This is a genomic window from Naumannella huperziae (genome assembly GCF_054073625.1).
Genome location: NZ_JBSXPH010000001.1, coordinates 1550924 through 1572816 on the forward strand (window position 1 = coordinate 1550924; position 21893 = coordinate 1572816).

Below are 21893 nucleotides of genomic sequence, written 5' to 3' on the forward strand. Positions count from 1 at the left end.
CGGGACCGGTCGATTCTAGCGAACCGGCCCGGGCTGTGCGAAATCTTTGGCCGGTACGCCCGGTCTTCAGCCGCGCGCCGCCTCGCTGACCCGGCGGGCGATGTCGCGGGCGGCGGCGGAGTCGGGGCCGGGCGCCGGGACGAACACCGCGTCGCGGTAGTAGCGCAGCTCGTTGATCGACTCGGTGATGTCGGCGAGCGCCCGATGGTTCCCGCTCTTGGCGGGCGCCTGGTAGTACGCCTTGGGGTACCAGCGCCGGGCCAGTTCCTTGATCGACGACACGTCGACGTTGCGGTAGTGCACGTGTCCCTCCAGCTCGGCCATGTCCCGGGCCAGGAATGCGCGGTCGGTGCCGATCGTGTTGCCGGCCAGCGGTGCCTTGCGCGCCTCCGGCACCCACTCGCGCACGTACTCCAGCACCCGGCGCTCGGCCTCCGCCAGCTCCAGGCCGCCGGCCAGCCGATCCAACAATCCGGACTTCGCGTGCATCTCCCGGACGAAGTCGTTCATCTGCTCCAGTGCCTCATCGGGCGGCGTGATCACGACGGTGACACCCTCGCCGAGGACGTTCAGATCACCGTCGGTGACGAGCGCGGCCACTTCGATCAATGTGTCGGTCTGCAGGTCGAGTCCCGTCATCTCGCAGTCGATCCAGACCAGGGCATTCTGCGGCTTCGCACTCACGACGGCCCACTCTACGGGTCGCGGCGGCGTGCACCCGACGACCCTTCTGGGGATGGACCGCCGCGCAACCCGGGCGGCAGCCAGCGGGCCAGCCAACCCGCGCCGGCCAGCGACAACACGCCCATCAGCACGACCGCTGCCGGCAGCGCCGCGACGGCCACCACCGCGGCGATCAGCCCGGGCCCGACCGCATTGCCGAGATCGGCGGCGAGCCGCCACAGCGCCAGGAACTTCGGTCGCCCGGCGACGGGAGCATGATCGGCGCCCAGGGTCAGCACCACCCCCGCCGAGATCCCGTTGCCGAGCCCGATCACCACCGCGACCACGCCGAGGCTGACCGGATCGCGGGCGAGCACCAGCGCCAGCAGGCCGGCGCCGATCACCACCAGAGCCGGTACGCCGACCCAGAACCGTCCGAAGCGGTCCATGATCATCCCGCCCGGATAGAACAGCACCATGTCCGCGGCCGCGGCGATGCCGAAGATCACGCTCGTGGTCGCCGCGTCGATGCCGAGGGACTCCGCCCACAGCGGCACCAGAGTCAGCCGGGCGGCCCGCGCCATCATGATCAACATGATGCCGATGCCGAGCGTACCGAACAGGCCGCGATGGGCGATCAGGACGGACCGGAAGGACACCGCTGACTCCGGGCTCGCCCGCCGGCCGCCGCCGGGCAGGTTCGGCAGGCTGAGGTTCAGAGCGGCGGCGCCCAGCGCCGTCACGGACGCGAACAGGTACGCCGCGGACAGCCCCCAGGTGGCCACGACCGCGGCGCCGGCCAGCGGACCGACGAACATCCCGATCCGGTACACCCCGCCGAGCGTCGACATCGCCCGCGCCCGCTGGTGGGCGGGAATCGCGTCGGTCAGGTACGCCTGACGCGCCAGCCCGAAGACCGCCGCCGACATCCCGGCGACCAGCACCGCCGCACCCAGCACGACGACGCTCCGCGCCTGCCAGGCGACCAGGAAGGCGACCGCGTCCAGCAGGGACGCCCCGACCAGCGCCCGCTTCTCGCCGAACCGGGCGGCGAGCTGGCCCGCGGGCAGGTCGCCGAGCAACTGACCCACCCCGAGCAGCGCCACGACCAGCGCGGCGGTGCCCACATCGGCGCCCAGCGCCCGCGCCGACAGCGCGACGAGGGGATAGATCGCGCCGAGCCCCGTCGTCGCGATCAGCGTCGGCGCATAGGCAGAAACCGCGAGCCGCACCAGGCTGACCGATCCGCGTTCGCGCACCCGTCGAACCTATCCGGGACAGCCGGCGGTGCGGGCCCTAGGGTGTGGCGCATGACTGAACCCGGAAGCACCGCAGACATCCCCGCGTCAGTCCCGCCGGCCGAGCTGGCGGAACGCATCGATCGCGCCGTGGCGGCGCTCGATCTGCGCCAGAAGGTCGCCCTGCTCAGCGGCGACACCACCTGGACGGTGCCCGCCGAACCCGCGGCGGGGTTCGCCGGCATCACGACCTCCGACGGCCCGGTCGGCGTCCGCGGCACCAGGTCCGACGATGCCGATCCGTCGGCGAACACCCCCTCGCCGACGGCGCTCGCCGCCACCTGGGACATCGCTCTGGTGGAGCGGATCGGCGCGCTGCTTGCCGCCGAGGCGCGGCGCAAGGACGTCGACGTGCTGCTCGCCCCGACCGTGAACCTGCACCGCACCCCCGTCGGCGGCCGGCACTTCGAGTGCTTCTCCGAGGATCCGCTGCTCACCGGCGAGATCGGTACCGCCTATGTTCGCGGCGTGCAGGGCGGCGGCGTCAGCGCATGTGTCAAGCACTTCGTCGCCAATGATCAAGAACATGATCGGTTCACGGTCGACATCGTGGTCGATGATCAGACGCTGCGCGAGCTGTACCTGCTGCCATTCGAGATGATCACCGGCGACCCGGGTCGGGGCGGGGGTGGCGCGTGGTCGGTGATGGCGGCCTACAACGCCGTGAACGGACCGACCGCCACCGAGAACCCGCTGCTCGCCGACGTGCTGAAGGGGGAGTGGGGTTGGGACGGCGCCGTGATGTCGGACTGGTTCGCCGCCCGCGACACCGTGGGCGCCGGGCGAGCCGCGCTCGACCTCGCGATGCCCGGCCCGAACACCCCGTGGAGCGGTGATCAGCTCGTCGCGGCCGTCGAGGCCGGCGAGGTGCCCGAGGCCGCGATCGATGCCAAGGTGCGGGCCATCCTGCGCCTGGGCGCCCGCGTCGGCGCCCTGGCCGACCTGCCGGCTCCGGCCCGGCCGGAGGACTTCGACGATGCCGACGCGCGCGAGCTGCTGCGTACCGCCTCCTCGGCGGGAATGGTGCTCGTCCGCAACGACGGCGTCCTGCCGCTGCCGCGCGGTGCCTCGGTCGCGCTGGTCGGCCCGAACGCCGAGCGGATCCGCAACCTCGGCGGCGGATCCGCGACCGTCTATCCGGAATCGGTGAGCCACCCGCCCGAGGCGCTGACCGAGGCCGGCTTCGAGGTCCGTACGGCGCCCGGCGTCACCGCCAGCACCCGGCTCACCCGGGCCGAGGCCGAGTGGTGCGAGCTGCCCGACGGTTCCGGCCCGGGCGTGCTGGCCCGGATCTACGACACCGCGGGCAACGAGGTCGACACCGCCACCTCGCGCAGCGGCCGATTCCTGTGGAGCCGGGAGAGCCCGGCGGCCATCCCGGCCGCCGAGATCGGCCGGATCCGGCTGCAGACCCGGCTCAGCGTCCCGCGCGCCGGCCGCTACCGGATCGGCACCTCCGGGGACGGTCACACCACGCTGACGGTGGACGGTACGCCCGTGCTCGACGGGGAGGCCCACCTGCCTGCCGGCGCCGACCCTGTCCTGTTGACGATGGCGCCGCCCCAGGTGGACGCCGAGACCGAGCTGCCCGACGGCCCGGCCGAGGTCGTCGTGGACTTCGTGCCGGCGCGCTCCGAGACGGCCTTCGGCGGCGACGATCGGGTGATCATCTCCTGGCTCAACTGCGCCCCGGTGCTCGCCGACGACGACACCGAGATCGCCCGTGCGGCCGAGCTGGCCGCCGACAGCGATGTCGCGGTCGTCATCGTCGGGACCACCGAGGAGGTCGAGTCCGAAGGCTTCGACCGGACCAGCCTCGACCTGCCCGGGCGGCAGGCCGAGCTGGTCGATGCGGTACTCGCCGCCAATCCCCGGACCGTCGTCGTGGTGAACTCCGGCGCCCCGGTGCTGATGCCGTGGCTGGACCGCGTGCCCGCGACCCTGCTCGGCTGGTTCGGGGGGCAGGAGATGGGGCACGCGCTGGCCGACGTGTTGTCCGGAGCGGTCGAGCCCGGCGGCCGTGCGCCGACGACCTGGGGAGCGCCGGCCACGGTGATCATTCCCGACAACATCGGCACCGACGGCAAGCTCGCCTACACCGAGGGCCTCGACATCGGCTACCGGGCGTACCTGCGCGACGGGGTCGAGCCCGCCGTCCCGTTCGGCCACGGGCTGGGCTACACCACCTGGCAGTTCGGCGAGGCGACCCTCGGCGACGGCGAGGTCAGCGTGCAGATCACCAACACCGGCGAGCGAGAAGGCAGCCAGGTGGTCCAGGCCTACCTGTCCCGGTCGGATTCGCAGGTACGCCGGGCCACGGCCTGGCTGGTGGGATTCGCGCGGGTGGAGGCCGGTCCCGGGCAGACCGTGACCGCGACCATCCCGCTGACCGATCGCGCGTTCCGGCACTGGGCGGGCGACGGGTGGGCGGTGGAGCCGGGCGACTACGAGCTGCGGCTCGGCACCTCGGTCGCCGACACCCCGGTCGGCCTGACGATCACCCGCTGACCGTCGCGCCGATTGCCTCGTCGCTGAGCTCGGACAGGGCCGCGCGCGTCCGGCGTACCCGCTCGTCCTCGCGGTCCAGGCGTTGCTCGACCTTCGCCAGTTCGCGCCGCAGGTCCGGGCAGAGCTGCACCTGCAGGCCGTCCTCGCCGGCGGCGAGGCAATCCAGATAGCGCCGGATGGTCGCCGTGCCGAGGCCTGCCGCCAGCATCACCCGGATCCGCTCGACGGTGCCGGCGTCCTGCTCGGCGTAGTCGCGGTAGCCGCCGCTGGTCCGGTGCGGGTTCAGCAGCCCTTGCTCCTCGTAGTGCCGCAGCGCGCGCGGGCTCACCCCCGTGCGGGCGGAAAGTTCGCCGATCTGCATGGTGCCCTCCAGGTGTCGTGCTTGACCTTCACGCTAGCGGCAACCCCTAGCGTCCCCCTCATGTCCCACAACGCCAGGCCAGACGACGCCAGGCCCGACAACGCCAGGCCCGACAACACCAGGCCCGAGAACGTTGTGCCCGAAAACAGCTGGGACCGGGTGATCATCCTGCACGGCTTCGGCGCCGGCATCGACGACCACTGGTTCGGCTGGCTGGCCGGCGTGGTGCGCGGTGCCGAACGGGTCGTGCTGCCCGCATCCGACGCGCCCCGGTTCGCCGATTGGCTGCCGGTCGTCGCCGCCGCGATCGGTACGCCGACCCGCCGCACCGCGGTCGTCGCGCACAGCCTTGGCTGCCTCACCGCCGTCCGCGCCCTCCAGCGGCTGGCACCGGGGTCGGGGCCGGGCGCCTTCGTCGCGGTCGCGCCGTTCGCCGAGCTGCTGCTCCCGATCGGCGATCCGGGCCTGGATGCGTTCCTGGTCGACGGCTTGCCCGCATTCCTCGACGGCCTGGATCTCGCCGCGGCGCGAGCGGCGATCGGCCGAGCGGTCGTGCTGCGCTCGGATGCCGACCCGATCGTGCCGGCCGCCGCCAGCGACGCGTTCGCCGCCGGTCTGGGCGCGCCGGTGCGGGTCGTGCCGGGGGCGGGGCACTTCCTCGCCGACGAGGGCATCGACCGGCTGCCCGCCGCGCTCGACGCGCTCGCGGGTACGCCCGCCGCGTGAGCAGGATCGCCCGCGGTCTCGCGCTGGGCGCGCTGTCGGTGGCGCTGTTCGCCTACCTGACGGCCGAGGTCTTCACCGCGGGCGCGCTGCTGGCGATGCAGGCGGAGTTCGGGGTGCCGCCCGGCGAGATCGGCGCGCTCGTCTCGACCTATGCGATCGTCGCGGCGCTCGCCATCCCGCCCGTCGCCTGGCTGACCCGGCGGGTCGCGGCGCGGCGACTGCTGCCCGCCGCGCTGGCGGTGTTGGCCGTCAGCCAGCTCGTTGTGGCGACGGCCCCCGGGCTCGCCGTGATCCAGTGGGCGCGAGGCGCCGCGGCGCTCGGGCACGGCGCGCTGTGGGCGGGCGCGCCCGTGGTCGCGGCGGCAATCCTGCCCCGGACGCCCGGGCGGGCCACGGCGATCGTCTTCCTCGGCAGCTCGATCGGGGGAGTGGCCGGCGCGCCGATGGTGGCGCTGGTCAGTCAGCTCGCGTCGTGGCGGGCGGCCGCGGCCGGGCTGGCGGTGCTGGCCGCGTTGTGCGCGGGCGCCCTGGCGTACCTGCTGCCGAGCGGGGTGGGTACGCCGCACGCGCGGCAACGGGTCGCCAGTCGGGGGTCCGTGCGCCGGGTGGCGCTGTGGTGCGGGCTGGTCATCGCGGTGGCGACCGCGCACCTGGCGTCGTTCAGCTATGTTGCCGACACCGCACTGCGCCGCGGGCTGGCCGCCGGCTGGGTGGCGCCGCTGTTGCTGGGCCTCGGCGTGGCCGGGATCGTCGGGAACCTGCTGATCGGCCGGGTCAACGACCGGGCGCCGCTGCGCAGCACCCTGCTCGCGCTGGTGGTCCTGACGATCGGTTTCGGGCTCACGTTCGGCCCGCTGCCGCTGTTCGTGATCGGCGGGATCGCCTGGTCGGCGGCCTATGCCGGATTGACCGTTGCCTTCCAGGCGTTCGTCACCCGCGACGCGCCGGGCTGGGAGCGGCAGGCGTCGAGTTGGTACGTACTCGCCTTCCAGATCGGCATCGCCGCCGGCGCAACGCTCGGCGGGCTGGCCGTGCCGGGCCTCGACCCCGCCACCCAGCGCTCGGCGATCTCCGCCGGGGCGGCGCTCGCGGCCCTCGTGGTCGCCGCGATCGCCCTGGCCGGTCGCGCCCGCAAGATCGGAGAAGCGCCGACGGGCCCTCCCGCCTAGCGTGGGGCGTACCCGAATCCGGCAAGCCGATCCAGGAGCCCGAAATGCCCGCCATCACCCCGTGTCTGTGGTTCGACACCAAACTGGACGATGTCCTCGACTACTACTTCTCGATCTTCCCCGACAGCTCGGTGCGCGAGCAGTTGCGCTACGGCGAGGAGGCGGGCGACAACGCGGGCGAGTTGATGTATGTCGTGTTCGAGCTCGCCGGAAATCGCTTGTCCGCGATCAATGGCGGCGGCCAGGACTTCCCGTTCTCCGAGGCCGTCTCGCTCGAGATCGACTGCGCCGACCAGGCCGAGATCGACTACTATTGGGACAAGCTCACCGCCGACGGCGGCGAGGAGGGCCCGTGCGGCTGGTGCAAGGACAAGTACGGCCTGAGCTGGCAAGTTGCGCCGAGCAGCCTGAACGAGCTCTTCGGCGATCCCGATCCCGCCCGGGCCGCGCGCGCCATGAACGCGATGATGCAGATGAAGAAGCTGGTGATCGCGGATCTGGAGGCCGCCGCGAACGGCTGAACGAGGACGGACCCCGACCCGGCCAGCCCGAGACGATAAAGTCGCGAGTCGATATTCGTCGGGGCCGGCCGCGAGGCCGCACCGGGCCAGCAGCGACGGTCCACCCCGGGCCATCAGCAACCGGGAGGATCGCCCCGCCATGACCGATGCCAGCCGGACCGAGACCGCCGAGCCGCCGACCGGGGCGCTCAAACGTTGCATCTCGGGACCGTTGCTGTACTTCTACGTGCTCGGCGATGTCCTCGGGTCCGGGATCTACGTGCTGATCGGTTCGGTCGCCGCGGCGGTCGGCGGGGCATTCTGGCTGGCGTTCGCGGCCGGGGTCGCGATCGCGACGATCACGGGGATGGCGTACGCCGAACTGGTGACGAGGTATCCGCGGGCCGCGGGGGCGGCACTCTTCGTGCACAAGGCGTTCCGGCGTCCGGTGCTGACCTTCCTGATCACGATCTGCATGCTCTCCGCGAGCTTCGCCGCCGCCGGCTCGCTGGCCACCGGCTTCGCCCGCTACTTCGGTCAGGTCTGGGCGCTCCCGCCCGGGTTGTTGGTCGCCCTGTTGTTCATCCTCGCGCTGTGCGTGATCAACTTCATCGGGATCACCGAATCGGTGGTGGCCAACATGATCATGACCTTCGTCGAGATCATCGGACTGGCGATCATCTTGCTGATCGGCATCATCCACGTGGCCGGAGGCAATGCGCAGTTCGGCGTGTTGACCGATTTCAACGCCGAGGGCAACCCGATCTTCGCGCTGCTCGCGGGCATCGCGCTGGCCTTCTTCGCCATGACGGGCTTCGAGAACGCCGCCAATGTCGCCGAGGAGACGGTGAACCCGCGGGTCAACTTCCCTCGCGCGTTGATCGGCGGCCTGCTCACGGCCGGAGTGATCTATGTGCTCGTCGCCGTCACCGCCGCGCTGGTCGTGCCCACCGATGTTCTCGGGGACTCCCCGGCGGCGCTGCTGGAGGTCGTCCGCGCCGGCATTCTGCCGGCGCCCGTCGGGATCTTGGTGATCGCATTCGCGATCATCGCGATGGTGGCGATCACCAATACGACCCTGGTGGCCGTGGTCACCGAGGCGCGGATCCTGTTCGGGATGGGTCGCGAGGGTGTGGTGCCGCGCATCTTCGCCCGACTGCATGCCAGCCGACGCAGCCCGTGGGTCGGCCTGGTCTTCTCCGGGCTGGTCGTCGGCTCGTTGCTGGTCATCGGCCAGTTGGTGATGGCGGTGAACCCCGAACTCGACCTGGTCGATCGGCTGGCGACGGTGACCGTGGTCTTCACCCTGGTGATCTACGGCCTGGTGATCGTCGCGGCGTTCAAGCTGCGCGGCAGCGACACCGATGCCGACACCTATCGCGCCCCCACGGCGCTGCTCGTGCTGGGCATCCTCGGCAACCTGGCGCTGCTCGGCTATGTGGTCGCCGACGACCCCGAGTCCCTGGTCTGGGCCGCCGGGCTGCTCGGCATCGGCGTGGTGCTCTATCTGGTGTCGCGGCTGATCTCGGGCTCGGACCCGATGAAGGCCTACGACGCCGACACCGACACCTGACCGAACGCGATCTCCACGGTTGCCGGGCAACCAGCGGCTGACCACTCCGGGACGATCAGGTGAACCTTCGGCACCCGGGCCCGACCGATGTGGCGCGGCAGGCGATCGGTCGAACACGATCGGCCACGACAGCCCGGATCCGTCTCCGGGTCGCCGACGCCGAAGAGGTGATCATGACGCGACCGCCCGTGATCGAGATTGTGGCGCATCGGGGCGACCCCGTCGGCGAGCCCGAGAACACGGTCGCGTCGATCCGCCGGGCCATCGCCGACGGCGCCCGGGTCGTCGAGGTGGATGTTCGGCTGAGCGCGGAGGGGACGCCGGTGCTGCTGCACGATGCGACCACCGAGCGGTTGTGGGGCCGTGGCGCGCCGGTCGGTCGGCAGAGCCTCGCCCAGCTTCGCGCGCTGCGGGCGGTCGGCCGCCGGGAGGCGGTCGGGATTCCCACCCTCGCCGAGGCGCTGGCCGCCGCCGACGGGGCACGCCTGCTGATCGATCTGCCGGATCGGCGCACCGCACCGGCCGCGTGGGAGGTCGCGCACGCGTCCGGGGCTCCCGTCGCCTGGTGCGGGGACCTGGGCGGTTTGCGTACCGTGCGCAGGCTCGACCCGGGTGCCGAGCTGTGGCTCACCTGGCATCGGCCCGGATTCCCCGGTGCCGCGCTGCTGGCGAAGCTCAGGCCGCATCGGGTCAATCCGTTCCACCGGTTGGTCAACGACCAGTGGGTACGCCTGGCGCGGCGCGCCGGCGTGGAGGTCAGTTGCTGGACCGTCGACGACATCGGCCGCGCCCGAAGGCTCGCCGACAGCGGGGTTGCGGCGATCATCTCCAATCGCGCCGCGAGCCTGCGCAGCGCGCTGCAGCCCGCATCCGTCGCGCTCTGGCCAGCGGAAACGATCACGCGGTCGATCAACGATCAACCGGAATCGGTGGTCGGCGATCACCAGATCGATCGACAAGCATCAAGCGGACCGGCACATGACGGTGCGCCCTGGCAGACACGCGGTTTCGGGCGAAAGTTCAAGGCTGTCTCGGGTGACGGTTAACCCTGCCGGATACGCACGGGCCGAACGGGTGGCTGTGCAGTCGGCCCGCAGGCAGGTCGATGGCCGCGACATTACACCACTACGGTTGTCGAGGTCTGGGTACGCCGCCGAGTTGGTCGGGCGGAATCCGGGCATGGACCCGCCCGCGTGGCTTGCGCTCCCCGCGATCTTCACCGCGCCCCAGGAGGAGTGATTAGGTTGACCGCCGACGTCGATTCCGAAAGTCCCGCGAGGATCCGCGTCGAGTGGGCCGAAAGCTTCTCGGATCCGCTGAAGTGGGACCAGAGTGTCCTCACGCGGCTGGCGTGACGCGGCTCCCTGTCGTTCCTATCCTTGATGTCGCTCGATCCGGACATGAGTGGTCTCGGTTGTAGACCGTGACGGATACCGTGCGAAGCGACCAGGACGAGTCGACGGATCTAGGTGACACCCCACGATGAGAGGGACTCATGAGTGACAGCGAACCTAACGCTCAGCTCGACTATGCGTTCGTAGCCGAGTGGGCCAAGCTCAACGAGAACTCGACGCTGACGGCGATCGGTGCCAGTTTCTTGCGGGTGTCTGCGCCAATCGGTGCCACCGTATCGTTCGCGGTGGCCGGACGCATCCGCCTTCGAACGGGCGTCCGGGGTGCCACGCTCGCGTTGGAAATCACGCTTCCGGGAGCGGGGTCACGCAAGTTCGAGATGGTGGGCGCGGCGGGGCCAGACGTCGAGTATGGCGGGGGAAAGAGCCACTTGATGTTCGCGATGCCGGTCAGCGCTCAGATCGGCGAGTACGGTCAGGCAGTCGTGACCATCTCGGTCGATGGCGTCCGGCAGCGAGAACTCCGCTTCGACCTCATCGATCCCAACGCGACGGCACCCGGCGATGCGAGTTAAGCTAACCAAGCACGCAAAGGATCAGATGGCGGAACGGCGGATCGCCGACACCGATGTATTTGAGCTCTGCCAGCGGCCACACCCGGCGCCGGTACACGATCCGGTGAAGAACAGCTACCGGCTCGAGGGAGCGATTCAGGGCAAGGGCCGGCTCAAGGTCTGGGTGACTCCACCGTGGCCTCCGGGCGCGAACGGCATCATTGTGGTCAAGTCTGCGGCATGGAAAGATTGACACATGTTGAGCGTCGACTTCGAGGCCCAGGCTGCGTATCTCAAGCTCTCCAGCGGTCAGGTCGCGCAGACCACTGAGGTTGGTCCGGTGAACGTCGATGTGGACGACCTGGGGGTGGTGGTGGGTGTCGAGATTCTCAACCTGAACGCTGTCATCCCGATGGACACGCTGCGCGATCAGTTTGCTTTTCCTCAGGGATCGGATGGTGACTTGGAACGGCTGCGTTCCCTTCGGATGATGCAGCTAGAACCCTCGCGAGGCGGGACGGTTTCGGGCGCTCAGACGGACCGGCTTCAGATCGCCTGACGTCGAAGCCACCCGCCGAGCAGCCAGGGGCGTGACGACGTACCCTACGCATGCGGATGGGTTAGGGCGGTCGTCAAGCCCGTAGGCGGACTCATCCGGCTGCGCGGGCATCGCGCCCGAACAGTGGCGTCATGTACGGCGGTGTGCCTTACGAAGTGGCGGCACGCCTCGTTGCGAAGCAGGGGCAGTCGTGAGCCCCCGGGGGGTATCCCAGATCGGGGGCACATGGGGGCACATTTGTCTGCTACGCGAGGTCGTAGATGTTGACGTGGCGCGGATTCTCGGGGCACGCCGGGGCACACCATTAGGGCCAATTAGGACCAATCAGCGGCCGGCGCGGCCTTGATCAAACCGCCTCTGACCAGCGGAAACACTGAGCGCCCCCGGCAGGACTCGAACCTGCGGCCTGGAGATTAGAAGTCACCTGCTCTATCCAGCTGAGCTACGGGGGCCCGGCGGGTGATTCTAGTGGCCGGGACCGGCCGGGCGAGCCGGCGAGGCGCGGAATACGCTGCCGCCATGAGCACCACCGACCTACCGCCGCGCAGCCGCATCGTCGCCGAGGCGCTGGAGCGCGCGGGCGTACCGGGCCGGATCCGCGCCATCGCCGAGTCCGCCCGGACCGCGCCCGAGGCCGCCGCCGCGGTCGGCGTACCCGTCGGGGCGATCGCCAACTCGTTGATCTTCACCGCAACGCTCGACGACGACAGCACCGAGCCCGTGCTCTTGCTGGTCTCCGGCGCACACCGCGTGGATGTCGCGGCCACCGCCGAGCGGATCGGAGTACGCAGCCTCGGCCGCGCCACCCCCGACCAGGTTCGCGCCGCGACCGGCCAGGCCATCGGCGGCGTCGCGCCGGTCGGCCACCCGGCACCCGTGCGGACCTGGGTCGACGAGACGCTCGCCGAACATCCCGAGATCTGGGCGGCCGGCGGCACGCCGCACACGCTGTTCCCGATCAGCTACGACCAACTCGTCGGGCTGGCCGGCGGGCGTACCGTTCGCGTCGACTGAGCCGTACCCGTCCGCGGGTACGCTGGCCGCCATGACCCAGCTCGCCCCGCCGGAGGTACGCCGGCGCTCCGGGCTGCCGCGGCGTACCGAAGGGATGACGCCGCAGCGCCGATTTCTGACGAGCCACCTCACCTGGGTTCACCTCGGCCTGATCGCCGTCTCCCTGGTCGGCTTCGGCCTGTTGGTCCAAGAAGTCGTCCCCGATCGTCCGGTGCCCGGCGGCACCCGGATCGGGATCGGCACGGAGGCGTGGCGGATTGCGGCGTGGTACGCCCTGCCCACGGCGCTGGTGCTGATCCTGCTCTTCGTCGCCGCGGGCCGCTGGCGCCCGCGCCCGCTCGCCGGGCTGGTCGCGCTGCTCTGGGGCGGGGGCGTCGCCACCTTCGCCTCCCTGAAGATCAACACCTGGGCGGCCAGCCAGCTCAGCATCATCGGCGACGGCGACCCACAGACGGCGATACGCGCGGCGGTCTTCGTCGCGCCGTTCGTCGAGGAGTCCACCAAGGGCTCGGTGCTGTTCATCCTGGCGATCGTCGCCCGCTACCTGTGGGTCAACCGGCTGAACGGCCTGGTGCTCGGCGCACTCGCGGGCGTCGGCTTCGCGTTCACCGAGAACCTGCTCTACTACGGCCGGATCTACCGCGCCGCCGCCCAGACCTACGGCGCGGTCACCCCCGACGAGGCGGTGCAGCAGCTCGCCTTCCTGCGTGGTGTCGCGCTCGCCTTCGGGCACCCGCTGTTCACCATGATGATCGGCATCGGCCTCGCCATCGGGCTCGCCGCCCGGTCCCGGCTGGTCCGCATCCTGGCCCCGCTGACCGGATTCGTGGTGGCCGCGCTGCTGCACATGATCTTCAACTCGGTTGCCAGCCAACAACAGGCCGAGGGCCTGCCGCAGATGCTGATCTACATCTTCGGCTACTGGGGCCTGGTGATCACGATGCTGATCTTCGCGATCCGGCAGATCCTGCGCGAGTCGCGGCTGATCCGGGCCCGGCTCACCGACTATGCCCGCACGGGACAGTTGCAGCCCGGCGATCCCGAGGTGATGTCGCGTCTGCTCCGCCGCGGCAAGGCCCTGTGGCACGGGCTGCTGGCCGGCCGGCCCATCGCCACCTGGCGGATGCAGCGGGCGATGACCGAGCTGGCCTACCTGCGCGACGCGATGACCCGCGGACTGATCGACGAGGTCGGGCGCGAGCGCGAACGCGAACTCCTGACCACCATCGCGGCGCTGCGACCGGTCGCCGTCGTCGAGCCGTACACGCGCACGCCCCGGCCGGCGCTGCCGTGGCGCCGCCACCGGCCGGGCGTACCGCCGCTAGGATCGCCCGGCACGCATGGGCAGTACGCGGCGAGCGACCCCCGGTGGGGCCCGCCGCGCTGATCGGCGAGGCGTCGGCATGGGCCCGCGCCCGCGAGATGGGCGAGGAGGCGTCATGACGAGCAGCACCGAACCACCCGTGGCCGCGCCGCTGGTCGCGTTGCGCGACGCGCTGGCCACGGCGTACCTGCCCCTGCCGCTGCCCGATGCCGCGTCCGCCCGGCGTAGCGCCGCCGAGCTTGCCGGCCAGCTCGACGATTACGTGCTGCCGCGGCTGGCCCGCCTCGACGGGCCGCTGCTCGCGGTGGTCGGTGGCTCGACCGGCGCCGGCAAGTCGACCCTGGTCAATTCGTTGGTCGGGCGCGAGGTCACCCGGCCCGGCGTGATCCGGCCCACCACCCGGGCGCCCGTCCTGGTGCACAACCCCGCCGATGCCGACGCGTTCACCGGTGACCGCATCCTGCCCGGCCTCGCCCGCTCGGCCGGGTCCACCGCCGACACCCACTCGCTCCAGCTCGTCGCCGAGCCCAGCATCCCGCCCGGCCTGGCGATCCTCGACGCCCCCGACATCGACTCGGTGGTCGAGGAGAATCGCGTGCTCGCCGGGCAGTTGCTCGCCGCGGCGGACCTGTGGCTGTTCGTCACCTCGGCCGCCCGGTACGCCGATGCGGTCCCCTGGGACTTCCTGCTGGCCGCCGCCGACCGCAGCGCCGCCGTCGCCGTCGTGGTCGACCGGGTGCCGCCCGCCGCGATGGCCGAGGTGCCCCCACACCTGGGGCAGATGATGACCGAGCGCGGGCTGGCCGATTCGCCGCTGTTCGCCGTGCCGGAGACCAGGGTCGGCGCCGACGGCCTGTTGCCCGACTCGGCGGTCTCGCCGATCCGCGACTGGCTGGCCGGGCTCGCCGCCGATCACGCGTCCCGGCAGCGGCTGGTCGAGCAGACCCTGGCCGGCGCGATCGGCGCCCAGCTTCGGCGAGCACCCGCGGTCGCGGACGCGATCGACGAGCAGGCCGACGTGATCGCGCAGTTGCGGGCCGAGGCCGACGCCCATTTCGCCGAGGCCGCGCGCAGCGTCGCGGTGCAGTCCGCGGACGGGACGCTGCTGCGCGGGGAGGTGCTGCAGCGCTGGCACGACTTCGTCGGAACGGGAGAGTTCTTCCGCGCACTGGAGCAACGGGTGGGTTGGCTGCGCGACCGGGTCGGCGCCTTCTTCCGCGGCCAGCCGCCGGAGGCCGACAATGTGAAGCTCGCGGTGGAATCCGGCCTGGAGGCGCTGGTCCGCGCCGAGGGCGAGGCGGCGGCCGAGCGTACCGAATCGGCCTGGGCCGCCCACCCCGGCGGCCGCGCCGTGCTCGCCTCGACCCGCGACGATCTTGCCCGCGCCTCGCGCGACTACGGGGAGGCCGTCGGCCGGATGATCCGCGAGTGGCAGGGCGGCGTACTCGATCTGGTCGCCGACGAGGGGATGGGCCGGCGCTCCCGCGCTCGCTTCCTCGCGCTCGGCGTGAACGGCGTCGGCGTCGCGTTGATGATCATCGTCTTCTCCCAGACCGGCGGCCTGGTCGGCGCGGAGATCGGCGTCGCCGGTGGTACCGCGGTGCTCGCGCAGCGGGTGCTGGAGGCGGTCTTCGGCGACGATGCGGTACGCCGGCTGGCCAAGAAGGCCAAGGATGATCTTGATGCCCGGACCGAGGCGCTGCTGGCGACCGAGCTGGGCAGGTTCCACGCGGTGCTCGACCAGCAGGGGGTACGCCCGGAGCAGGCGGCGGCGATCCGGGAGGCCGTGGCCGCCGTCGGGGCCGGCGTCGGCGGCCATGACTCTGCTCCCGCCGCGGTCGCGGCCGGCGGCACGGTCGGCGAGCTGACCACCGGTGAGCCCGTCGCCGATCCGTGGTTCCCCGGGTTGCCGCCCGGCGAGGTGGTCGAGGCCGAGCTGGTGCCAGATCCGATCGAGCGCGAGCCCATCGACCGCGGGCACATCGAACGGGGGCCCATCGAGCGTGAGGGCCAGGCCCGCGAGGAGTGGCGATGAGCCGCAGGCGGGTCGGCCTGGCGGATCGGGTGAAGGCGCTGACCGCCGCCGTGGAGGAGAGCTCGGGGCGGCTCGACGAGGAGCTGCTGGCGCGGTCGCGCGCGCTGCTCGCCCGGGTCGGTCAGCGACAGCGGATCTCCGGCGATGCCACCGTCGTGGCGCTGGCCGGGGCCACGGGCTCGGGCAAGTCCTCGCTGTTCAATGCGCTCGCCGGCGCCGAGTTGGCCGTGCCCGGGGTGCGCCGCCCGACCACCTCGGAGGCGATGGCGGTCACCTTCGGCGAGGACTCTGCCGAGGAGCTGTTGGACTGGCTGTCGGTACGCCAGCGGCACGCGCTCGGCCAGCGCGGCGGGGCCGGGCTCGATGATCTTGTGCTGTTGGACCTGCCCGATCACGACTCGACCGAGCGCGCCCACCGCGCCGAGGTCGACCGGCTCGTCGAACTGGTCGACGCGCTGGTCTGGGTGGTCGACCCGCAGAAGTACGCCGACGCCGCCCTGCACCGCGACTATCTGGTCCCGCTGGCCCGGCAAGCCGAGCAGATGATCATCGTCCTGAATCAGGTCGACCGGCTGGAGGATCGCGAACGGAAGGCGATGGTCGATGATCTACGCCGGCTGCTGGCCCGGGAGGGCCTGCCCGGGGTCGAGGTGTTCGCGGTCAGCGCGACCACCGGCGAGGGCGTGGATCGGCTCCGCGAGCGGCTTGCCCGCCGGGTCGCGGAGAAGCGTCTGGTCGCCAGCCGGTTGAGCGCCGATGTCGCCGAGGCGGCCCGGGAGCTGCTGGAGCAGGGCGGCGCGGCGCCGGCGCCGAAGCTGGGCCGGGGCCCGGTGCGCGAGCTGGAGCGTCAGCTCGCGGCGGCCGCCGGCGTACCCGCCGTGACCGAGGCCGTGGCCGGCGCGTGGCGGCATCGCGGCGCGCTCGCGACCGGCTGGCCCGCGCTCGCCTGGCTGGGACGCTTCCGGCCCGATCCGCTGAAGCGGCTGCGGCTCGGGCTGGGCGTCGGCCGGCGGCGGTCGAAGGAGATCGCGCCCGCGGAGGTGTCGCGCAGTTCGTTGCCGGCGACCGCGGGGGTGGAGCGAGCGCGGGTCGACAGCGCGATCCGGGCGCTGGTCGGCGAGGCCACCGAGGGGCTCGCGCGGCCGTGGCGCGATTCCGTGCGCGCCGCCGCGCGCCGAAGCGAGGACCGGTTGGCCGACGACCTCGACCGCGCGGTGGCGACGACCGATCTCGGCGTCGATCGCGTCCCGGTCTGGTGGCGGATCCTGCGGGTACTGCAGTGGCTGCTGGTGGCGGCCGTGCTGGCCGGGCTGGGCTGGCTCGGGATCGGTTTCGTGCTGCTCTATCTGCAGTTGCCGCCGCTGCCGCCGGTGACCTGGTGGGGTTTCCCGGCCCCGACCGTGCTGGCCGTCGGCGGGGTGTTGGCCGGGCTCGTCCTGGCGGGCCTGTCCCGGATCGGCGTGGAGGTCGGTGCCCGGCGGCGCCGCGCCGCGGCCGGTCAGGCGCTGCGGCGCTCGGTCGGGGCGGTCGCGCGTACCGACATCGTCGACCCGGTCAATGCCGAACTCGAGCGGTACGCCATCGCGCGCGACGCCGCCGCGCAGGCCGCGTCCTGAGGGACGTCGCTCGTTCCCGCCGGAACGTATCCGTTGTCCACAGGCCGCCGACCGCACCGAGTTGTCCACAGATCGGCGCACGTCCGACAAAACGCGCGCCGCACCGCCCAACTGTCTCGATGAGCCCGGGTGTCCGGGCCGGTGGCGAGGAGGAGCGAGACATGGAGGCACGAGTGACCCTGACCGGCCGCGTCGGCGGGCCGATCGAGGTGAAGGACACGACCGGCGGGATTCGGGTCGCGTCGTTCCGGCTGGGGAGCACCCCGCGCAGCCGGCGCGATGGCGAGTGGTCCGACCTGCCGACCACCTGGCTGACCGTGAAGTGCTTCGGGCGGCTGGCGTGGAATGTCGGCGGTTCGCTCGGCAAGGGCGAGCCCGTGGTCGTCGAGGGCCGGCTGCGGACCGAGCAGTGGCAGACCAAGGAGGGCGAGGACCGCGAGCGCCTGGTCCTCAACGCCGATGTGGTCGGTCACGACCTGAACCACGGCACGGCCAACTTCCGGAAGGTGCGGGTCGAGCCGAGGCAGGCAGAGATCGCGAACGAGGAGGCGACCGCCGCGACCGATCCGGCGCTGCGCACGGAGGAGGGTGAGCGGATCGATCCGGACACCGGGGAGATCGCCGCCTGAGCCGGGCTTTGCCGAAACTCCATAAACACGTATTATCGATGTTATGGAGTTGGAGGACCGGGTGGCGGCGCTCGAGAAGGCCGTGGCCGAGCTGCGCGAGGCCGCCGAACGGGCCGCCTCCGCGTCCCCGGCCGACGGCACGTCCGTGCCCCCCGACGAGCGGGGGGCCGAGACGACCGAGCACTGGATGGTCGATGGACTGGACGCCCTCGGGTTGGCCGGCGGGGCGCTCGGGTTCGCGGGGAGCCTCCGGGTGGGCGATGGCGATCCGGTGCGTTGGCAGTGGGTACGCCCGGCCGAGCAGGTGTTGGGCGCCGACTGGCGGGTGGCCGCGGGCCGCCTGGACGCGCTCGGCAACCCGGTCCGCCTCCGGATCTTGCATGCCGTGCTGGCGGGAGCGCGCAGCACCGCCGAGCTCGGCGCGATCGACGGCCTCGGCACGAGCGGGCAGTTGCACCACCACCTGCGCACCCTGGTCGCGGCCGGCTGGCTGCAGTCGCTTTCCCGCGGCCACTACGAGGTGCCGGTCACCCGGATCGTGCCGTTGTTGATCGCCGTTCTCGCGGGGGTGGAGTGAAATGATGAGTCCGTCACGTCGCCGCAGATCAGGTCCCGCCAGGTCGGGTCCCGGCAGGCCAGATCCCGGCAGGCCAGGTCCCGGAAGGCCAGGTTTCGGCAGGCCGCGTCCCGGGCGCGCGCTCGCCGTTCTCATGGCCTGCCTGGTGGTCGGCGTGCTGGCCGCCGTGGCGATCATCCCTCGCCCGGTCCTCGGCCCCCGGGACTCGGGGGATCTCCGGCTCGCCGCCGATGCCCGCGCCGTCGCCGGCGACGGGCGGGGGCTGGGCAGCCTGGCGATCGCCCGGATCGCGAACGGTCGGGTGAGCACGGCCGCGGTCGGCGACGGCTTCCTGCCCGGGCCCGACACGAGCTTCGAGCTCGGGTCGGTCACCAAGACCTTCACCGGCAACCTGCTGGCCGATGCGGTCGAGCGCGGCGAGATCGAGCTCGACGCGCCGGTCGAACGCTGGATGCCCGAGCTGGTCGGCACGCCCGCCGGCTCCCTCACGCCCCTCGAACTCGCCACCCACACCTCCGGGCTGCCGTCCCTGCCGCCGCAACTCGTCACGCGCCCTGATTTCTACGCCCCCGACGGTCTGCCGATGCTCGGCGGCAATCCCTACCGTGGCGTGGGCACCGCGACCATGATCAACTGGCTGCGCGATGTGCCGCTGTCGGGACGCGGCCAGCGGGCCTACTCCAATCTCGGCATGTCCCTGCTCGGGCACACCGTGGCCCGAGCCGCCGGCAGCGACTACCCGACGCTGCTTCGCCAGCGGCTGCTCGACCCGCTCGGGATGACCGCCACATCCCTCGCCCTCGACGAGCCGGCCGCCCCCGCGGCCCGCCCGCACACGGCGCCGGGCTGGGCCGTCGGGCCGTGGTGGGGCGAGGCGTTCGCGCCCGCCGGGACGTCCACGCGGACCACGCTCGCCGATCTCACCCGCTACGCCCGGGCGCTGCTCGACGGCACCGCGCCCGGCGCCGCCGCGATGGACCCGGTCGACGGGCCGATCGGTGAGGAGGCCGGGCTGGCCTGGCAGCTCGCTGAGGTCAACGGCGCAGCCGTGGTCTGGCACAACGGGGCGACCGCCGGCACCAGGACGATGCTCGCGCTCGACCGGCAGCGCGGGGTCGCCGCCATCGTGTTCTCCGACCACGGCGCGGCCCCCGACCAGGACGCCACCATCGACCTGATGGGGATCCGGCTGGTCACCGGCAGCACCGAACCGTCGAACGGGCCGCGGTTCACCATCGGCGGGCTGGTTCCGGTCGCGATCGGGCTGATCTTCCTCACGCCGCTGTTCCTCGGGCTGCTGCGCCGCCGCCCGCCAACCCGCCTCGCCGCGGTCGACGTCTCCGCTTGGGCGGCGGCCGGCCTCACGCTGGTCGCCCTCACCGGTCCCTGGCAGTTCGTGCCCGGCATCGCGTGGGGCGTGATCGCGGGCGTGACGCTCGCGGCAGTCGTCGCCACCGCGCGGCGCGCCGCGGCAGGCCGCTGGATCGACCGCGGTGCGTGGTTCGGCGTCCCGTCGCTGCTGATCGGGCTCGCCGCGCTCGGCTACCTGCTGCTGGCCTTCGGCTGAGGCGGGTACTGCGCCAGCAGCACCTCCGAGGCCTTCTCCGCGACCAGATAGACGGCCGAGGCGATGAACAACCCCGGAATCCGGGGGAAGACCGACGCGTCGACCACCCGCAGGCCCTGCACCCCGCGCACCCGGAAGTCGCCGTCCAGCACCGCCATCGGGTCGTCGGCGGCGCCGATCGGGGCGCTGCACGAGGCGTGATGACCCCACGCCTGGTCCCGGACGAAATCCTCCACGGCATCCCGGCCGGCCACCTCGGCGCCCGGCACCAGCTCCTCGGCAACCAGGTCGCCGAGCCGGTCCCGCAGCCGCCGGGCGAAGTCCACGCCCTCGGCGACCGCCGTCAGATCCGCCCGCCAATCCCCGTCGCCGGTGTCGAAATAGCGGAAGTCGATCATGGGGGTATCGAGCGGATCGGCCGAGCGCAGGCGTACCGTCCCGGCCCGGTTGTCGGTGTGTCCCTTCAGGATGACGAAGGTGACGGCGTCGTGCCGGGCCCGGAAGTCCACCGAATAGCCCGGGTAGTAGCCGCGGAACTGCACCGGCAGCGAGAAGACGATCAGGTCCGGATCCTTCCCGGCCACGCTCGAGCGCTTCAGGTACGCCGCGAGCGACCCGTTCGTCGTGAACGGCCCGTCCCGGTGATCGCGCCACTCCGCGAAGAGCCGGTCCGGCTCCTGCCCGGGGCCCGGTGCGTCGAGGTCCGACCCGTCGAACACCGGATAGTCGCGGGTGAGCCGCGACACCACGCTGACCTCGTAGCGGTCCTGCAGGTTCGCCCCCACGCCCGGCAGGTCGGCCACCACCGGGATGCCGTGCTTGGCCAGTTCGTCCAGCGGCCCGACGCCCGACAGCTTCAACAACTGCGGGGTGTTGAAGGCGCCGGCGCAGACGATCACCTCGTTGCGGGCCGCGACGGTGTGCCGGGTCGGCGTACCTTCCCGATCGTTCCCGGCGGCGGGATCGGCGCGATACAGGTGCGCCCCGCGCAGATACTCCACGCCGACCGCGCGGCCGTCGACGATGTCGATCCTGGTCGCGAGACTGTGCGAGCGGATGGTCAGCTTGTCCCCGGCCCGCTGCGCTGCCTCCAGCAGCCGCTCCCGGGCGCCATTGCGCGCGCCGTGCGACACCGCGACCGGGATGAATGCCATGCCCTCCCCGTGCGCCTCGACCACCCGCCAGTCGTTCGGGTCCAGCGGCCAGTCCATCCCCTCCGGCGGGGCCGACAGCTCCTCGCGCGCCGCCTCGTCCATCGTGTTGATCACGTCGATGAACATCGGTTCGCGGTTGCCGACCGCCGGGTTCGCCCGGGTCACGCCGAGCCAGCCCGCATAGCCGTGCCGGGCGGGGTCGGGCTCGTGCTCGGGCCGCGTGGCGAAATCGCGGGTCGGATCGCGCCAACGCTCGATCCGTTCGGTGTAGAGCTCACGCATCCGCTCCGGCGACCAGCTCCGATCCCCGGTGAGATCGGCGATGCGTTGCCAGTCGGCATTGTGCGGGTAGAGATTGATCATGGCCGAGACCGCGGTGCTGCCGCCGATCGTCGCGCCGCGCGGGTAGAGCACCCCGTCGCGCTCGGCGGTGAACTTGGGATCGCGCTCGGAGCGCTCCCGGTCGGGGTAGTGCCGCACGAAGTAGTCCCACCGCAGGTGCGGATCCTCGCTCGCCTGGGCGTGGAAGATCGGCAGGTCGTAGTAGGCGCAGTCGTGATCGTCACCGGCCTCCAGCACGAGCACGCTGTGCCCGGCCAGGGCCAGGTTGGCTGCCAGGGGACCGCCGCCGGCGCCCGAGCCGACGATCACGAAGTCGAACTCTTCCATCGCCCCACCCTAGGCGCCCTCGTGCGAAGCTGGGCAGCACACCGA

The 21893-nt window shown here is 72.0% G+C and carries 20 protein-coding genes and 1 tRNA gene; 16 read left to right on the plus strand and 5 right to left on the minus strand.

Annotated elements, in window-relative coordinates:
* Positions 1-66: 66 nt before the first annotated feature.
* Entirely contained in the window at positions 67-684 is a 618-nt protein-coding gene (gene orn, locus ACXDC7_RS07455) for an oligoribonuclease (RefSeq protein ID WP_459221709.1), read from the minus strand.
* An 11-nt stretch (positions 685-695) separates the two neighbouring features.
* Entirely contained in the window at positions 696-1922 is a 1227-nt protein-coding gene (locus tag ACXDC7_RS07460; protein ID WP_459221710.1) for an MFS transporter, read from the minus strand.
* 51 nt (positions 1923-1973) lie between these two features.
* Between ACXDC7_RS07460 and ACXDC7_RS07465 the strand changes: the two genes are divergently transcribed.
* Positions 1974-4469, plus strand: coding sequence for a beta-glucosidase (locus ACXDC7_RS07465; protein WP_459221711.1), 2496 nt, complete (start codon positions 1974-1976; stop codon positions 4467-4469).
* Here the strand turns inward: ACXDC7_RS07465 and ACXDC7_RS07470 are convergent.
* Positions 4459-4830 (minus strand): MerR family transcriptional regulator, encoded by a 372-nt coding sequence (locus ACXDC7_RS07470; RefSeq protein WP_459221712.1) that lies wholly within the window; start codon positions 4828-4830, stop codon positions 4459-4461. The two genes, ACXDC7_RS07465 and ACXDC7_RS07470, sit on opposite strands and share 11 nt — an antisense overlap.
* A 135-nt stretch (positions 4831-4965) precedes the next feature.
* Here ACXDC7_RS07470 and ACXDC7_RS07475 point away from each other — a divergent pair, with 135 nt between their 5' ends.
* From ACXDC7_RS07475 to ACXDC7_RS07510, 8 genes are all read left to right on the plus strand, one after another.
* The gene (locus tag ACXDC7_RS07475; RefSeq protein WP_459221713.1) at positions 4966-5556 is read left to right on the plus strand and encodes an RBBP9/YdeN family alpha/beta hydrolase; all 591 of its coding nucleotides are present in this window, start codon (positions 4966-4968) and stop codon (positions 5554-5556) included.
* The gene (locus ACXDC7_RS07480) at positions 5553-6725 is read left to right on the plus strand and encodes an MFS transporter (RefSeq protein ID WP_459221714.1); all 1173 of its coding nucleotides are present in this window, start codon (positions 5553-5555) and stop codon (positions 6723-6725) included. Before ACXDC7_RS07475 ends, ACXDC7_RS07480 begins: the two co-directional genes overlap by 4 nt.
* A gap of 44 nt (positions 6726-6769) precedes the next feature.
* Complete coding sequence (locus tag ACXDC7_RS07485; protein WP_459221715.1) at positions 6770-7246, plus strand: VOC family protein; 477 nt, start codon at positions 6770-6772, stop codon at positions 7244-7246.
* Between the two features lie 139 nt (positions 7247-7385).
* A complete protein-coding gene (locus ACXDC7_RS07490; RefSeq protein ID WP_459221716.1) occupies positions 7386-8798 on the plus strand; it encodes an APC family permease in 1413 nt (470 codons plus the stop codon).
* Positions 8799-8971: 173 nt separating this feature from the next.
* Positions 8972-9844: a glycerophosphodiester phosphodiesterase gene (locus tag ACXDC7_RS07495; protein ID WP_459221717.1), complete on the plus strand. Its 873-nt coding sequence runs from the start codon at positions 8972-8974 to the stop codon at positions 9842-9844.
* 449 nt (positions 9845-10293) lie between these two features.
* Positions 10294-10725 (plus strand): hypothetical protein, encoded by a 432-nt coding sequence (locus tag ACXDC7_RS07500; protein WP_459221718.1) that lies wholly within the window; start codon positions 10294-10296, stop codon positions 10723-10725.
* Complete coding sequence (locus ACXDC7_RS07505; RefSeq protein WP_459221719.1) at positions 10715-10957, plus strand: DUF4258 domain-containing protein; 243 nt, start codon at positions 10715-10717, stop codon at positions 10955-10957. The genes ACXDC7_RS07500 and ACXDC7_RS07505 overlap by 11 nt, the downstream gene beginning before the upstream one ends.
* Before the next feature lie 3 nt (positions 10958-10960).
* On the plus strand, positions 10961-11263 hold the full coding sequence (locus ACXDC7_RS07510; protein WP_459221720.1) for a DUF2283 domain-containing protein: 303 nt from the start codon (positions 10961-10963) through the stop codon (positions 11261-11263).
* A gap of 378 nt (positions 11264-11641) precedes the next feature.
* Here the strand turns inward: ACXDC7_RS07510 and ACXDC7_RS07515 are convergent.
* Positions 11642-11715, minus strand: a tRNA-Arg gene (locus ACXDC7_RS07515).
* Between the two features lie 67 nt (positions 11716-11782).
* On the opposite strand from ACXDC7_RS07515, the gene ACXDC7_RS07520 reads away from it, so the two are divergent.
* The 7 genes from ACXDC7_RS07520 (at position 11783) to ACXDC7_RS07550 (ending at position 20025) form a co-directional block, all read left to right on the plus strand.
* Positions 11783-12277: a YbaK/EbsC family protein gene (locus tag ACXDC7_RS07520; RefSeq protein WP_179444107.1), complete on the plus strand. Its 495-nt coding sequence runs from the start codon at positions 11783-11785 to the stop codon at positions 12275-12277.
* 31 nt (positions 12278-12308) lie between these two features.
* On the plus strand, positions 12309-13664 hold the full coding sequence (locus ACXDC7_RS07525) for a PrsW family intramembrane metalloprotease (protein ID WP_179444106.1): 1356 nt from the start codon (positions 12309-12311) through the stop codon (positions 13662-13664).
* 52 nt (positions 13665-13716) lie between these two features.
* Positions 13717-15636: an ABC transporter gene (locus ACXDC7_RS07530; protein ID WP_459221721.1), complete on the plus strand. Its 1920-nt coding sequence runs from the start codon at positions 13717-13719 to the stop codon at positions 15634-15636.
* Positions 15633-17252, plus strand: coding sequence for a GTPase (locus tag ACXDC7_RS07535; RefSeq protein WP_459221722.1), 1620 nt, complete (start codon positions 15633-15635; stop codon positions 17250-17252). The genes ACXDC7_RS07530 and ACXDC7_RS07535 overlap by 4 nt, the downstream gene beginning before the upstream one ends.
* 161 nt (positions 17253-17413) lie before the next feature.
* Positions 17414-17881, plus strand: coding sequence for a single-stranded DNA-binding protein (locus ACXDC7_RS07540; RefSeq protein WP_459221723.1), 468 nt, complete (start codon positions 17414-17416; stop codon positions 17879-17881).
* Between the two features lie 43 nt (positions 17882-17924).
* Positions 17925-18458, plus strand: coding sequence for an ArsR/SmtB family transcription factor (locus tag ACXDC7_RS07545; protein WP_179444102.1), 534 nt, complete (start codon positions 17925-17927; stop codon positions 18456-18458).
* A gap of 133 nt (positions 18459-18591) precedes the next feature.
* Entirely contained in the window at positions 18592-20025 is a 1434-nt protein-coding gene (locus ACXDC7_RS07550; RefSeq protein WP_459221724.1) for a serine hydrolase domain-containing protein, read from the plus strand.
* Here ACXDC7_RS07550 and ACXDC7_RS07555 read toward each other — a convergent pair.
* Positions 20001-21848, minus strand: coding sequence for a GMC family oxidoreductase (locus ACXDC7_RS07555; RefSeq protein ID WP_459221725.1), 1848 nt, complete (start codon positions 21846-21848; stop codon positions 20001-20003). The two genes, ACXDC7_RS07550 and ACXDC7_RS07555, sit on opposite strands and share 25 nt — an antisense overlap.
* Between the last annotated feature and the right edge of the window lie 45 nt (positions 21849-21893).

Coding starts and splice junctions, on each gene's coding strand:
- ACXDC7_RS07465 (WP_459221711.1), top strand. CDS start 1,974: ATGACTGAACCCGGAAGCACCGCAGACATCCCCGCGTCAGTCCCGCCG.
- ACXDC7_RS07470 (WP_459221712.1), bottom strand. CDS start 4,830: ATGCAGATCGGCGAACTTTCCGCCCGCACGGGGGTGAGCCCGCGCGCG.
- ACXDC7_RS07485 (WP_459221715.1), top strand. CDS start 6,770: ATGCCCGCCATCACCCCGTGTCTGTGGTTCGACACCAAACTGGACGAT.
- ACXDC7_RS07490 (WP_459221716.1), top strand. CDS start 7,386: ATGACCGATGCCAGCCGGACCGAGACCGCCGAGCCGCCGACCGGGGCG.
- ACXDC7_RS07495 (WP_459221717.1), top strand. CDS start 8,972: ATGACGCGACCGCCCGTGATCGAGATTGTGGCGCATCGGGGCGACCCC.
- ACXDC7_RS07500 (WP_459221718.1), top strand. CDS start 10,294: ATGAGTGACAGCGAACCTAACGCTCAGCTCGACTATGCGTTCGTAGCC.
- ACXDC7_RS07505 (WP_459221719.1), top strand. CDS start 10,715: ATGCGAGTTAAGCTAACCAAGCACGCAAAGGATCAGATGGCGGAACGG.
- ACXDC7_RS07510 (WP_459221720.1), top strand. CDS start 10,961: ATGTTGAGCGTCGACTTCGAGGCCCAGGCTGCGTATCTCAAGCTCTCC.
- ACXDC7_RS07520 (WP_179444107.1), top strand. CDS start 11,783: ATGAGCACCACCGACCTACCGCCGCGCAGCCGCATCGTCGCCGAGGCG.
- ACXDC7_RS07525 (WP_179444106.1), top strand. CDS start 12,309: ATGACCCAGCTCGCCCCGCCGGAGGTACGCCGGCGCTCCGGGCTGCCG.
- ACXDC7_RS07530 (WP_459221721.1), top strand. CDS start 13,717: ATGACGAGCAGCACCGAACCACCCGTGGCCGCGCCGCTGGTCGCGTTG.
- ACXDC7_RS07535 (WP_459221722.1), top strand. CDS start 15,633: ATGAGCCGCAGGCGGGTCGGCCTGGCGGATCGGGTGAAGGCGCTGACC.
- ACXDC7_RS07540 (WP_459221723.1), top strand. CDS start 17,414: ATGGAGGCACGAGTGACCCTGACCGGCCGCGTCGGCGGGCCGATCGAG.
- ACXDC7_RS07545 (WP_179444102.1), top strand. CDS start 17,925: ATGGAGTTGGAGGACCGGGTGGCGGCGCTCGAGAAGGCCGTGGCCGAG.
- ACXDC7_RS07550 (WP_459221724.1), top strand. CDS start 18,592: ATGGCCTGCCTGGTGGTCGGCGTGCTGGCCGCCGTGGCGATCATCCCT.
- ACXDC7_RS07555 (WP_459221725.1), bottom strand. CDS start 21,848: ATGGAAGAGTTCGACTTCGTGATCGTCGGCTCGGGCGCCGGCGGCGGT.